At 73.4% G+C, this 12,769-nt stretch carries 12 protein-coding genes and 1 pseudogene; 8 read left to right on the top strand and 5 right to left on the bottom strand.

What is annotated here, in order from left to right; all coding sequences use genetic code 11:
* Nucleotides 1-40: 40 nt before the first annotated feature.
* Nucleotides 41-832 carry a glucose 1-dehydrogenase gene (locus OTB20_RS05810; protein ID WP_267815510.1) on the bottom strand — a complete coding sequence of 264 codons (792 nt, stop codon included), beginning with the start codon at nucleotides 830-832 and terminating at the stop codon, nucleotides 41-43.
* Nucleotides 833-886: 54 nt separating this feature from the next.
* Nucleotides 887-1,501 carry a SanA/YdcF family protein gene (locus OTB20_RS05805; protein ID WP_267815603.1) on the bottom strand — a complete coding sequence of 205 codons (615 nt, stop codon included), beginning with the start codon at nucleotides 1,499-1,501 and terminating at the stop codon, nucleotides 887-889.
* A gap of 437 nt (nucleotides 1,502-1,938) precedes the next feature.
* Between OTB20_RS05805 and OTB20_RS05800 the strand changes: the two are divergent.
* The 4 genes and pseudogenes from OTB20_RS05800 to dnaG all read left to right on the top strand — a co-directional run bounded on the left by OTB20_RS05800 (nucleotide 1,939) and on the right by dnaG (nucleotide 7,595).
* Nucleotides 1,939-2,867: pseudogene (locus OTB20_RS05800) on the top strand (sirohydrochlorin chelatase).
* Between the two features lie 77 nt (nucleotides 2,868-2,944).
* A complete protein-coding gene (locus OTB20_RS05795) occupies nucleotides 2,945-4,288 on the top strand; it encodes a deoxyguanosinetriphosphate triphosphohydrolase (RefSeq protein WP_267815508.1) in 1,344 nt (447 codons plus the stop codon).
* Nucleotides 4,289-4,381: 93 nt separating this feature from the next.
* Complete coding sequence (locus tag OTB20_RS05790) at nucleotides 4,382-5,656, top strand: NAD(P)/FAD-dependent oxidoreductase (protein ID WP_267815507.1); 1,275 nt, start codon at nucleotides 4,382-4,384, stop codon at nucleotides 5,654-5,656.
* A 34-nt stretch (nucleotides 5,657-5,690) separates the two neighbouring features.
* Entirely contained in the window at nucleotides 5,691-7,595 is a 1,905-nt protein-coding gene (gene dnaG / locus OTB20_RS05785; protein ID WP_267815506.1) for a DNA primase, read from the top strand.
* Nucleotides 7,596-7,634: 39 nt separating this feature from the next.
* Here dnaG and OTB20_RS05780 read toward each other — a convergent pair whose 3' ends face one another.
* On the bottom strand, nucleotides 7,635-7,826 hold the full coding sequence (locus tag OTB20_RS05780) for a DUF1059 domain-containing protein (RefSeq protein WP_267815505.1): 192 nt from the start codon (nucleotides 7,824-7,826) through the stop codon (nucleotides 7,635-7,637).
* 142 nt (nucleotides 7,827-7,968) lie between these two features.
* On the bottom strand, nucleotides 7,969-8,433 hold the full coding sequence (locus tag OTB20_RS05775; RefSeq protein WP_267815504.1) for a gamma-glutamylcyclotransferase family protein: 465 nt from the start codon (nucleotides 8,431-8,433) through the stop codon (nucleotides 7,969-7,971).
* Nucleotides 8,434-8,649: 216 nt separating this feature from the next.
* On the opposite strand from OTB20_RS05775, the gene OTB20_RS05770 reads away from it, so the two are divergent.
* The 4 genes from OTB20_RS05770 (at nucleotide 8,650) to OTB20_RS05755 (ending at nucleotide 12,164) form a co-directional block, all read left to right on the top strand.
* Nucleotides 8,650-9,354, top strand: a complete 705-nt coding sequence (locus OTB20_RS05770) for a hypothetical protein (protein ID WP_267815503.1) — start codon at nucleotides 8,650-8,652, stop codon at nucleotides 9,352-9,354.
* A 17-nt stretch (nucleotides 9,355-9,371) separates the two neighbouring features.
* Nucleotides 9,372-10,625 (top strand): sensor histidine kinase, encoded by a 1,254-nt coding sequence (locus tag OTB20_RS05765; protein ID WP_267815502.1) that lies wholly within the window; start codon nucleotides 9,372-9,374, stop codon nucleotides 10,623-10,625.
* Between the two features lie 209 nt (nucleotides 10,626-10,834).
* A complete protein-coding gene (locus tag OTB20_RS05760; protein WP_267815501.1) occupies nucleotides 10,835-11,383 on the top strand; it encodes a hypothetical protein in 549 nt (182 codons plus the stop codon).
* A gap of 160 nt (nucleotides 11,384-11,543) precedes the next feature.
* Nucleotides 11,544-12,164: a class F sortase gene (locus OTB20_RS05755; protein ID WP_267815500.1), complete on the top strand. Its 621-nt coding sequence runs from the start codon at nucleotides 11,544-11,546 to the stop codon at nucleotides 12,162-12,164.
* 23 nt (nucleotides 12,165-12,187) lie between these two features.
* Here OTB20_RS05755 and OTB20_RS05750 read toward each other — a convergent pair whose 3' ends face one another.
* Entirely contained in the window at nucleotides 12,188-12,757 is a 570-nt protein-coding gene (locus tag OTB20_RS05750; RefSeq protein WP_267815499.1) for a helix-turn-helix domain-containing protein, read from the bottom strand.
* Between the last annotated feature and the right edge of the window lie 12 nt (nucleotides 12,758-12,769).

The raw sequence follows: 12,769 nt of genomic DNA, 5'->3' as shown, positions 1-12,769 counted from the left end.
GTCCGGGCGTCCGGCCGTCCGGGCGGCCGCCCGGCCCCGGTCACTGCCCGGTGAGGTACTTCACCGTGAGGCCGGCCGTCCAGCCGCCGTCCACGGCGAGTTCGGCGCCGGTCATGTAGCCCGCGGCGTCCGAGAGGAGGAAGGCGACGGCGGCGGCGATCTCCTCGGGGAGGCCGACGCGGCCGAGGGGGGCGCCGGGGTAGTTGCCCTCGCCCGCCTGGATGCCGACCGGGGCCGTCATCGGGGTGAGGGTCATGCCGGGGTGTACCGAGTTCACGCGGATCCTGGACTCGGCGAGTTCGACCGCACCGATCTTCGACAGTCCGCGCACGCCCCACTTGGAGGCTCCGTAGCCGGCGGTCATGGCGAGGCCGGTGAGTCCGGCGGCGGAGGAGATGTTGACGATGGAGCCGCCGCCGTTCTCCCGCATCAGCGGGATCGCGGCCTTGATGCCGATGAACACGCCGACCAGGTTGATCTCGACGACCTTGCGGAAGTGCTCGACGCTCTCGTGTTCCAGGAACTGGCCGGTGGCGATGCCGGCGTTGTTGACCAGTCCGTCGATGCGGCCGAACTCGGCGAGGGCGAAGGCGAGGGCCGCTTCCCAGTCGGATTCACTGGTCACGTCGTGGCGCAGGAAGCGCGCCGCGTCGCCGAGCCCGGCCGCCGTCTCGGCGCCCTCCGCCTCCAGGACGTCGGTGATCAGCACCTTGCCGCCGCCGTCCACCACGGCCTGGGCGGCCGCCGCGCCGAGGCCGCGGGCCCCACCGGTGACGACGACGACCTTGCCGCTCAGATCCACAACAGCCACGGTTCCACACCCCTGACGCATCCGACGGATAGCCCTAAAAGCTATATGGCTAATCGGCATACACCGATCGCGGCGTCAGTCTGTCAGAGAGGCCAGGGCCCGCGACACCCCCTCCTCCTTCGGCCCCAGGAAGCGCGGCTCCGGCTCGAACACCGCGTCCAGCGCCGCTTTGCCCGCCGCGAAGACCTCCCGCGCGCCGCCGTAGTACCAGGTCGCGTCGTGTACGTCGGCCACCCCGACCCCGTACGAGTCCACGCCCGCGGCCTCGCACAGCGCGACCGCCCGGCGGATGTGGAAGCCCTGGCTGATCAGCACCGCCCGGTGCACGCCGAAGACCTCCCGGGCCCGGACGCAGGAGTCCCACGAGTCGAAGCCGGCGTAGTCGCTGACGATCCGGGCGTCGGGCACGCCGTGACCCGTCAGGTACCCGCGCATCGCGTCGGGCTCGTCGTAATCGGTACGGCTGTTGTCGCCGGTGACGAGGACGACCTTGACCTTCCCCGCGCGGTAGAGCTCGGCTGCGGCGTCGAGGCGGCGGGCCAGGTAGGGGGTGGGCCGGCCGTTCCACAGCCCGGCGCCGAAGACCACGGCCACCTCGGCGGCGGGCGCGTCGGCGACGGTCCTCAGCCGGGGCCCGGCGGCCGCGTGCGTCCACGCCGAGGGCAGCAGGGCCAGCACGCAGAGCGCCATCACCACGCGCACGGCCCGCCGCCGGGCCCGTACCGTCCGCGGCAGCAGAGCCCCTGGCGTCCAGGGCGGCAGCGCCCGTACGGCCCAGGGCGGCAGCGCCCCCGGCCGAAGCCGCCCGGCCAGCCGTGTACCGATGCCGCGCATGCGTGTCCCCCGTGCTCTCCCGGTGCCTCTTCCGCAGCTCAGGACGCGGAGGCGGATCCGGCGGTTGCCTCGGGCCCCGCTGCGGGAGCCCGGAGGACCGGCCTGGACACCAGGGCGGGGGCAGGGGCGGGACCGTCCGCCGGAGGGGCCGCGAAGGGCTCCGGCGCGGATCCGCGCATGGGTTCACGCCTGCCCCGGCCGCACCCCCTGCGGCCACCCCCCTGTGAGAAGGCGGAAAACACCCGTCACCCCGGCGCAACGCATCGGCAACGTGCGGCGCGCAGGATCGGTTCATGACGGAGCCGGCGCACCCTCCCGAGTCCCTGCCCCCGCCCGCGCGTTCCCTTCCACTTCCACCCCCGCGTCCCCTCCCGCCCGCGTTTCCGCTTCAGCCCGCCACCACCGCGGAGCTCCTGACCCGGATCACCGCCCAGCTCGGTACGCAGCTCAGCGGTCTGCGCCCCCGACACCACGCAGGAGTCCTCCCATGCAGCAGCCCGCCCTCGTCGCCGTGGCCCACGGCAGCCGCGATCCGCGCGCCCTCCTCACCGCCGAGGCCCTGCTCGAACGGGTCCGTGAACTACGCCCCCGCCTCGACGTCCGGCTCGGTCACATCGAGCTGAACCACCCGCTGCTGGGCCGCACCCTCGAACGGGCCGCCGGATCCGCCGTCCTGGTGCCGCTGCTGCTCGGCCGGGGCACCCACGTCAAGCGGGACCTGCCGGCCGCCGCCGCCCGCGCCGGGCACCTGCGGATCCGCATCGCCGCCCCGCTCGGACCGCATCCGCTGCTCGTCGAGGCCCTGTACGAGCGGCTCGTGGAGGCCGGCTGGAGCCCCGGGTCGGCGGTGGTGCTGGCCGCCTCCGGGTCCCGCGACCCCGACTCCGCCACCGACGTGCGGGCCACCGCCGGTCTGCTCTCGGAACGGCTCGGCGGGGTGCCCGTGATGGCGGCCTACGCGTCGGGCGCCTCGCCCGGAGTCGCCGACGCCGTACGGGCCCTGGCCGCGCGGGGCCTCCACCGGGTCGCCGTCGCCTCCTACTTCACCGCCCCGGGCCGCTTCGCCTCCGCGAGCGCCGCCGCCGCCCCGGGCCCGGCCGCCGCTCCGCTGGGCGCCCATCCGGCGCTGGCCCGCCTGGTGCTGCAGCGCTACGACGAAGCCCGGGCGGCGCTCGTAGCGCCCGTACGGCAGGAGCACTCGCGGGAACTGGCCACCGCGTAACGACCGGGTTGGTTCACAATCGCTGGGATCGCTCCTCTTGCCTCGTCTTGTCGGCGCGTGCGGTTACCGTTTGGACCATGGAAGGCATGGAAGGCACCACCGCACCTGTCCGACCCGGCCCCGACCAGCCCGGCGAGCCGTATGAACCCGCCGATACCGAACGCTGGGCGACCGAGCCCGACAAACGGCCCGGGCGGACCGCCTTCCAGCGCGACCGCGCCCGCGTACTGCACTCCGCCTCCCTGCGCCGGCTCGCCGGGAAGACCCAGGTGGTCACCCCCGGGACGCGTTCCCACGACTGGGACGCGAGTCCTCGTACGCGGCTGACGCACTCCCTCGAATGCGCCCAGGTCGGCCGCGAGCTCGGCGCCGCGCTCGGCTGCGATCCCGACTTGGTCGAGGCCGCCTGCCTGTCGCACGACATGGGGCACCCGCCCTTCGGCCACAACGGCGAGGAAGCGCTCAACGAGTTCGCCAAGGACTGCGGCGGCTTCGAGGGCAACGCCCAGTCGCTGCGCCTGCTGACGCGGCTGGAACCCAAGCGGTTCGTCCCCGATCCGGCGACCGGCGAGCTGGTCAGCGTCGGACTCAACCTCACCCGGGCCTGCCTGGACGCCGCCACCAAGTACCCCTGGGCGCGCGGGGACCACCCCACCGACCCGACGTCGGTGAAGTTCGGCGCCTACGAGGACGACCTGCCGGTCTTCGAGTGGCTGCGCCGCGGCGCGCCCGCGGACCGCAAGTGCTTCGAGGCGCAGGTCATGGACTGGTCGGACGACGTGGCGTACTCCGTCCACGATTTCGAGGACGGCCTGCACGCCGGCCACCTCGACCCGAACCTGCTCTTCGCCGAGCCCGAGCGCGCCGAGATCTGGCGGGTGGCCATCGGCCGGTACGTGCCCTCCGACACCGAACCGGAGGAGCTCCGCGAGGCCCTGGACCGGCTGATGGAGCAGCAGTGGTGGCCGCACGGGTACGACGGCTCGGCCGTGGCCCAGGCCCGGCTGAAGGACGCGACCAGCCAGCTGATCGGCCGCTTCTGCCTGGCCGCCGAGGGCGCCACCCGGCAGGCGCACGGAACCGGCCGGCTGACCCGGTACGCGGCGGAGCTGGTGGTGCCGCGCGAGGCCCGCAACGAGTGCGCGGTGCTGAAGGCGGTGGCCGACCTGTACGTCATGCAGCGCGACGAGCAGGGGCGGATCCGCGCCGATCAGCGCATCGTCCTGGCCGAACTGGCGGAGGCGCTCAGCGCCCGCGCGCCCGAGGGCCTGGACCCGCAGTTCCGCGCGATCTTCGACGAGGCCCCGGACGACCGGGCCAGGAAGCGTGCGGTCGTGGACCAGATCGCGGCCCTCACGGACGCAGCGGCGCGCTCCCTGCACGCCCGCCTCACACAGCGCACGCGACGCGCCGAAGGGTGAGCCGATCGGGCCACTCCCCCTTCACGCGGCAGGCTCGGTGCGGGACGCTCGCATGTGCCCGCATGTGGCGCAGAGGTTATGAGGAGGCATCAGGTGGTCGACGCACACCGGACGTTCGTCATCGTCGGCGCAGGGCTCGCCGGGGCTAAGGCGGCCGAAACGCTGAGGTCCGAGGGGTTCACGGGGCGGGTGATCCTGATCGGCGACGAGCGTGAGCATCCGTACGAGCGGCCGCCGCTCTCCAAGGGGTACCTGGCGGGCAAGGAGGAGCGCGAGAGCGTCTTCGTGCACGAAGCCTCCTGGTACGCGGCCTCCGACATCGAGCTGCACCTCGGCCAGCCCGCGGTCCAGCTCGACCGGGAGGCCAAGAAGGTGGTCCTCGGCGACGGTACGGCGCTGCCCTACGACAAGCTGCTGCTCGCCACCGGCGCCGAGCCGCGCCGGCTCGACATCCCGGGCACCGACTTGGTCGGGGTGCACCACCTGCGCCGGCTCTCGCACGCGGAACGGCTGCGCAAGGCCCTGGCGGGCCTCGGCCGGGACAACGGGCACCTGCTGATCGCGGGCGCCGGCTGGATCGGCCTGGAGGTCGCCGCGGCGGCCCGCGGGTACGGGGCCGAGGTGACCGTGATCGAGCCGGAGCAGACCCCGCTGCACGCGGTGCTCGGTCCGGAGATCGGGCGGCTCTTCGCGGACCTGCACACCGATCACGGGGTCCGCTTCCACTTCGGGGCCCATCTGACGGAGATCGTCGGGCACGACGGCATGGTGCTGGCGGCCCGCACGGACGACGGGGAGGAGCACCCGGCGCACGCGGTCCTCGCGGCGATCGGAGCCGCCCCGCGGACCGCGCTGGCCGAGAGCTCGGGCCTGGCCCTGGTGGACCGGGAGCACGGGGGCGGGATCGCCGTGGACGCCTCGCTGCGCACCTCCGACCCGGACGTCTTCGCCGTCGGGGACGTGGCGGCCGCCCACCACCCGATGCTGGGGACCCGGCTGCGGGTGGAGCACTGGGCGAACGCGCTCAACGGGGGTCCGGCCGCCGCACGGGCGATGCTGGGACAGGAGGTCTCGTACGACCGGGTGCCGTACTTCTTCTCCGACCAGTACGACGTGGGCCTGGAGTACTCGGGGTACGCCCCGGCCGGCGGCTACGACCAGGTCCTGATCCGCGGGAACGCGGGCAAGCGGGAGTTCATCGCCTTCTGGCTCTCGGACGGCCGGGTCCTGGCCGGGATGAACGTGAACGTGTGGGACGTCACGGAGGACATCCAGGCTCTGATCAGGTCGAAGGCGCCCGTGGACCGCGAGAAACTGGCGGACCCGGCAGTTCCGCTTTCGGCCCTGGTTCCGGCGGAGGGGGCCTGACGAGAATGTCGTCGCCCGGCCGTAGACTTCACGCGTGGCAGGACGGATCAACGACGACGACGTGAAGGCGGTACGGGACGCGGTCCCGATCGACGCCGTGGTCTCGGAGTACCTCCAGCTGCGCAACGCCGGCGGCGGCAACCTCAAGGGCCTCTGCCCGTTCCACGACGAGAAGTCCCCGTCCTTCCAGGTCAGCCCCAGCAAGGGCTTCTACCACTGCTTCGGCTGCCAGGCGGGCGGGGACACCCTCGACTTCGTCATGAAGATCGACCACCTCTCGTTCTCCGAGGCGGTCGAGCGGCTGGCCGGCCTGGCCGGCATCACCCTGCGGTACGAAGAGGGCGGCTACACGGCCGGCAGCAGCGGCCGCGGCGAGCGCATCCGCCTGGTCGAGGCGCACAAGGCCGCGGCCCTCTTCTACATGGACCAGCTGGGCAGCGCGGAGGCGGAGATCGGCCGCAAGTTCCTGGCCGAGCGCGGCTTCGACCAGGCCGCGGCCGCGCACTTCAGCGTGGGCTACAGCCCGGCCGGCTGGGACCACCTGACCCGCTTCCTGCGCGGCAAGGGCTTCACCGACAAGGAACTGATCACCTCGGGCCTGTCCCAGGACAGCCGCAGCGGAAAGCCCATCGACCGCTTCCGCGGCCGGCTGATGTGGCCCATCCGCGAGATCAGCGGCGAGGTCGTCGGCTTCGGCGCGCGCAAGCTGCGCGACGACGACAACGGGCCCAAGTACCTGAACACCCCCGAGACGGCGATCTACAAGAAGTCCCAGGTGCTGTACGGCATCGACCTGGCCAAGAAGGAGATCGCCAAGACCTCCCGGGCCGTCGTGGTCGAGGGCTACACCGACGTCATGGCCTGCCACATGGCCGGGGTCACCACCGCGATCGCCACCTGCGGCACCGCCTTCGGCGGCGACCACATCAAGATCCTTCGCCGACTGCTCATGGACAACGCGACCGCCGAGGTGATCTTCACCTTCGACGGGGACGCGGCCGGGCAGAAGGCGGCGCTGCGCGCCTTCGAGGACGACCAGAAGTTCGCCGCCGAGACCTCCATCACCATCGCCCCGGACGGTATGGACCCGTGCGACCTGCGCCTCGCGCAGGGCGACGCGGCCGTGGCCGGACTGGTCGAGGCCCGGACTCCGCTGTTCGAGTTCGCGCTGAAGCACATCGTGGCCCGGCACAACCTGGAGAACCCGGCGGGACGGTCGGCCGCGCTGGACGAGGCCGCACCGATCATCAAAAAGATCAAGAACGTCGGCATCCAGCACGAGTCGGCGGTCCAGCTGGCGGGGATGCTGGGCATGCGGGACGAGCAGTTCGTGGTCAAGCGGATCGCCCAGCTCGACCGCTGGGCCCGGGAGCGCGGCAACCAGCCCCAGGAGCAGCGCCGGGGCCGTTCCGGCCACTCCTACGAGGACATCGCGGCACCGGCCGCCGCACCTGCCGGCCCCGCGCTGAACCTGCGCAGCCCGGCCCACATCACCGAGCGCGAGCTGCTCAAGCTGGCGCTCCAGCGCCCAGCCCTGGTCTCCCCCGCCTTCGACGCCTTCGGGATGGACGAGTTCACCGCGCCCCCCTACGCGGCCGTCCGCCAGGCCATCCAGGACGCGGGCGGAGCCTCCCTGGGCACCGAGGACTATCTGATCCGGGTCCGGGAGGCCGCTCCGAACGACACCGTCCGCGCACTCGTCACCGAGCTCGTCGTCGAGGCCATCCACGCGAAGACGGTCGACGAGATCTACGCCGGGGTCCATCTGGTCCAGGTCCGGCTGCGCGCCGTCGACCGCCGGGTGCACGAGATCCAGGGCACGATGGCGCGCCTCGGCCACCAGGGCTCGCCGGAGCAGCTGGCGGCGGTCCAGGAGGAGCTGTGGGTCCTCCAGCAGTACGGCCGGCTCCTGCGCAACCGGGGCGCGGAAGGCCTGTAGACCGGCCGGTGGACCGGTTGGACGTCAGGCGGCCGGATGTCAGGCGTCCTGAGGCGCCTCATCCTTCAGCATCGTCCGCAACATGGTGCGGAACTCCGGCGTGTCGGTCTCGCCGTGCACGGACACGGAGTGCTCGGCGGCCGCCCGGACCACTTCTTCTTCCCCGCCCGCGATGGTCAGGGTGCACTTGGACTCGCTGGGGTAGTCCCTGCAGTCAACGACCTTACGCATGGTGTCCTCCCGATTGGCGGTACGGCTGCCGCCGTCGCCGCCCGAGCCACGCTCGGGCGGGAGGGCGGGGGCAGGTGCGTTCAGGGTCTCCTTCCACGATCCTCCCTGCGGGCCCGAGGCGCGCTCTGGGCGAGACGACGGCTCAGCGGCGCAGCCAGTCGCCGCCGGGGATCTCCGTACCGGAGCGCGCGAGGCGGCGGGCCAGTACGGGCGCCGCCAGGTAGACCCAGGCGCGGACCGGGGTGCCGTCGGGGCGCAGGGTCTCGCGGGCGGTGCGGTCGTAGATGTTGGCGGGGTGTCCGGGGCCCGCGTACTCCTCCAGCAGGTCGAGCGCGACGAGGAGTTCCCGGTAGGCCCCGGGGGCCGGGGTGATCAGCTCTCCCGCTATGGCGGAGCCGGGGCGGTCCACGGCGTACGGGTATCCGGGACCCTCGTACAGCGCCGCGTCCGGGAGGCGGGCGGGCTCCTCGGCGGCCGTGCGGCCGCGCAGGAACAGGTCGTGGTTGACCTCGCCCGGCCGCAGGGTGCCGTAGACGAAGAACGGCAGCTCCCCCGTCGGTGGAACCGTTCCTTCGGCGTGGCCTTGCGGCCGATCGGCCGATGTCATGCGGGCCTCCCTCGATCCAGACTGAGCTGCCCGCCGGGGGCTTCCACCGGCCGCGGACGGGGCCGAAGGTCCCGGCTCCGGCTGCGGGAGCCCGCGTACGCACCGCCGTTGCACGAGCGCCCGGTACCCGTGACCGACGCCCCCTACCGTCAGTCTGCCTCCCTGTTCCCCGCCCTCCCCGGCCGCCCTCCCCACCACCCGACGGTTCCGCCCTCCATGACTCGACCGACCCGCCGCAGCCTCGCCGCCGCCCTGCTCTGCATCGGCCTCGGCGGCTGCGCCGCGCCCGGCGGGCTCGGGCACGCAGAGACCGCGCCACCCGTCTCCTCCCAGTCCCGGCCGGAACCGCTGTGGCCGTTGTGGACCGACACCCCGAGCTCCAGCGGCACGGCAGTGGCCGGCCGGGTACCGCCGCCGCAACCGCTCGACGAGGCCCCGGCCGTGGGACCGGAGGGGATCGAGAAGGTCGACGTGCGGGACATCCTGCGCGCGGACAAGGCGATGAAGCAGTACGGCAACGCGCGGGAGATCGCGGGTCCGGGCAAGGCCGGGGTCCGGCCGCCCCGGTACGCGGATCTCACCGGCGACGGGAACCACGAGCTGATCGTGGCCGGCGACAGCGCGACCGGGCATTCGGTGCTCAGCGTCTATACCGCGATCGGCGGGAAGATCGTTCCGATCCTGCTCACCGGCGGCCGGCGGATGAGCGCCGAGATCATCGGCAGCGACCTGCTGATCCGCACCGCCGACGACGGGTCCACGCACATGATCCGCTACCACTGGGACGGCCGGCGGATGAGCGTGCTCAGCGACGAGCACCAGTTCGGCAACGCCATCGCCGGCCCGGCGTCCGGCGGCTCCCCGGCCCCGCGCCCGTCCGGCTCCGCACCCCCCGCCGCCCAGGGCCCGGCCAGCCGGTGAAACACTCCCTGCTCCGCTTGCGCCGCCTCCTGCACTCCCTCAGCCTGCGCTGGAAGATCGCCGTCCTGCTCGCCGCCGGCTGCTCGCTCGTCGCGCTCACCATCGGCATCCTGATCCACGAGGCCCGCGCGCACCAGGTGGCCGACGCGGCGCGCAAGAGCGCCGTCGCACAACTCGTCCGGGTGCGGCAGGTGTACGAGCTCACGGGCCGGCTGGACTTCGACAAGGTCGGTGAGGCCGACGCCCGCCTCGACTGCCCCGGCCTGCCGCAGCCGCTGCGCCGCGCCGCCCTCTCCGGACAGCGCACCACCTACCTCGAGCTGAACGGCCCCCAACCGGCGGTGTGGGCCGCCCGGCCGGCCGGCGGCGACCAGGTGCTCTCCGTACGCCAGTCCCTCACCTCCGAGAAGGCGGAACTGTGGGAACTGGACCAGCAGCTGATGCTCTTCGGCGTGGTGGTCGTCACCCTCGCGGCGATCGGCGGGGCGGCGCTGGCCAGTCGGCTGAGCAAGGACCTGCGGTCCGCGGCCGAGACGGCCCGGCGGATCAGCACGGGGGAACTGGACGCCCGGATCGGCCCGTCGGGCGTTCCGGGGACTCGCGACGAGGTGGCCGAACTGTCCGCGGCGGTCGACACGATGGCGGCGAGCCTGCAGCGGCGGCTGGTGGCGGAGCAGCGGTTCACGGCGGACGTGGCGCACGAGCTGCGGACCCCGCTGACCGGTCTGCACACCGCCGCCGAGCTGCTCCCGCCGGGGCGGCCCACGGAGCTGGTGCGCGACCGGGTCTCGGCCCTGCGCAGCCTGACCGAGGACCTCCTGGAGGTGGCCCGGCTGGACGGGGACCGGGAGGTGGCCCAGCTGGACACGCACCTGCTGGGGCCGCTGGTGGAGTCGGTCACCCGGCGGTCGGGGGTTCAGGCGCGGGTACTGGGCGCCGACGGCACGGCCCGCGTCCGTACGGATGTCCGCCGGCTGGACCGGATTCTGACGAACCTGCTGGTCAACGCCCGCAGGCACGGCGGGGACCCGATCACCGTGACGGTGACCGGAAACACGGTCACCGTCCGCGATCACGGCCCGGGCTTCCCGGAGACCCTGCTGCGGGACGGCCCGCAGCGGTTCCTGACGGGCGCGACCGAACGCGGCCAGGGCACGGGCCTGGGCCTGACCATCGCCCTGGGCCAGGCCCAGGTCGTCGGCGCCCGGATCACCCTCACCAACCCCGGCCCCGCCGGCGCCTGCGCCACGCTCACCCTCCCTCCGGCCTGACCCCGGCGCGCAGCGGCGACCCACGCCTGCGGGGCGGCCGTCACCCGGACGGGGTGGGGGTCCACGGATGGCCTCTTTATCCCGTCTGACCTGCGATAACGGCGCGCCACCTCACTTCCCGGCATCGATCTGACACCGCATCAGCAGGCGGCCGCCCGGCCGCCCGGGTTACCTCGGAAACACGACCCCGTGTCCCCAGGAGACTCCTCATGCGTCGACGCACCGCCCACGTGCTCACCGCCACCGCGCTGACCGCCGCCGCGTTCACCGGCCCGGTTGCCGGCGCGGTCGCCGCCGCGGACCTGGGCATGACGGGCTTCGCGGCCGGCGACTTCGCCCCGCTGGAGGTCTGGCCCAAGTCCGCGGCCCCCGGCACCACCGTCACGGTGAACACGAAGGCCTGCGGTCCCGCCAGTCACGCGGAAGGCGATGCCAGCACCGTCGGGGGCGGCCGCTTCAAACTGAGCCCGGGCACCCACAAGGAGGTGGTCGTGGGGCAGTTCCAGGTCGCCCACGGCACCCGGCCCGGCCCCTACGAGATCGGCGCCACCTGCGCGAACGGCAAGTTCGCGACCGGCGACCTGATCGTCACCGAGCACGACCGCGCCCCCCAGGGCCACGTGCGCACCGGGGTGGGCGGTGGCATGACCACCACCACCGACCCCGCCAAGATCGCGGCGGGAGCGGCAGTGCTGGCCGCCACCGCCGTCGGCGGTATCTGGCTCCTGCGTCGCCGGGCGAGCGGCACGCGGAGCTGACGGACGCCCACCGCGGCTTCGGCCGCGGTCCGACCGGTACCGTCCCCCGTCGCCCGCCCCGCGAGGTCCCCCCCGTTCGCGGGGCCGGGCGACGGCCAGTCACTACGTCACACGTCACACGTCACCAAGCCAACGACAGCGCCACGGCAAGGGGGCCCGCATGGAGTCACGCCGCGCCCGCGGTGGCGGGCTCGTAGCACTCGCCGCCTGCGTCGGCGTCTGGCTCATCGGCAGCGGCTCCAGCGAGCCCGTCCGCCCTCCGCTGCCCTCCCCCGGTGAGGCGCTGAGCGCGCAGGCGCAGTTCCCCGGGGCCATCTCCGCGCTCCCCGGTTCCCCGCCCACCCGGATCCGCATCCCGTCCATCCGGGTGGACGCCCCGCTCACCGGGCTCGGGCTGCAGGGCGACGGCAGTCTCGAGGTACCGCCGCCCGCCCGCCGGGACCTGGCGGGCTGGTATCGCGAAGGCACCACCCCGGGCGCCAACGGCACCGCCGTCGTCGCCGGGCACGTGGACAACGCCACCGGTCCCGCGGTCTTCTACCACCTGGGCGCACTGCGCCGAGGGGCTCTGATCGAGATCGCCCGCGCTGATGGGCGTACGGCCGTGTTCACCGTCCACGCGGTGGAGGTCTACGAGGCCAAGGCCTTCCCGGACTCCCGGGTGTACGGGTCGGTGCCGCGCGCCGAGCTCCGCGTCATCACCTGCGGCGGGGGTTTCTCCCCGCGCACCGGCTACCAGGGGAACGTGGTCGTCTTCGCCCACCTGACGGGCACCTACTAGGACGGGCCGGGCCGGTCACAGCACTAGCCGGTCCGGACGACGGCCTGGTCGCCGTGCGGGCCGAACAGGTGCAGGATCTCCACCGACTCGCCTTCGGCGGGGCCGAACCAATGCGGTTCGGTGGTGTCGAACTCGGCGACCTCACCGGGGCGGAGGCTGAAGGTGCGCTCGCTGATGACGAGGTGGAGCTCGCCGGCGAGCACGTAGAGCCATTCGTAGCCGGTGTGGGTCGCCAGTTTCGGTTCCCGGTACGCGAGCACCTGCTTGAAGGCCCGGACCCGGCCGGGGTACTGCGTCAGGGGGACCATGACGCTCCCGTCGTCCCTGCGCAGGGGCCTCAGGTGGACGCGTGCGTCACCGGTGGCCGGGGCCGCGACCAGCTGGTCCAGTGCGACGCGGTGCGTTCGCGCGAGCGGGATGAGCAGTTCGAGCGTCGGACGCCGCTTGCCCGACTCCAGGCGGGAGAGCGTGCTCACGGAGATCCCGGTGTCCCCGGAGAGGGCCTCCAGGGTCAGTCCGCGCTCGCGCCGCAGCGCACGCAGCCGCGGCCCGATGGCGTCGAGCGTCCGCGCGAGTTCGGCATCCCTGTCCATCGGGCCAGTCTG

This window comes from Streptomyces sp. H27-H1, assembly GCF_026627445.1.
Classification (GTDB): domain Bacteria; phylum Actinomycetota; class Actinomycetes; order Streptomycetales; family Streptomycetaceae; genus Streptomyces.
This window is presented reverse-complemented; position numbering and strand designations above follow the sequence as displayed.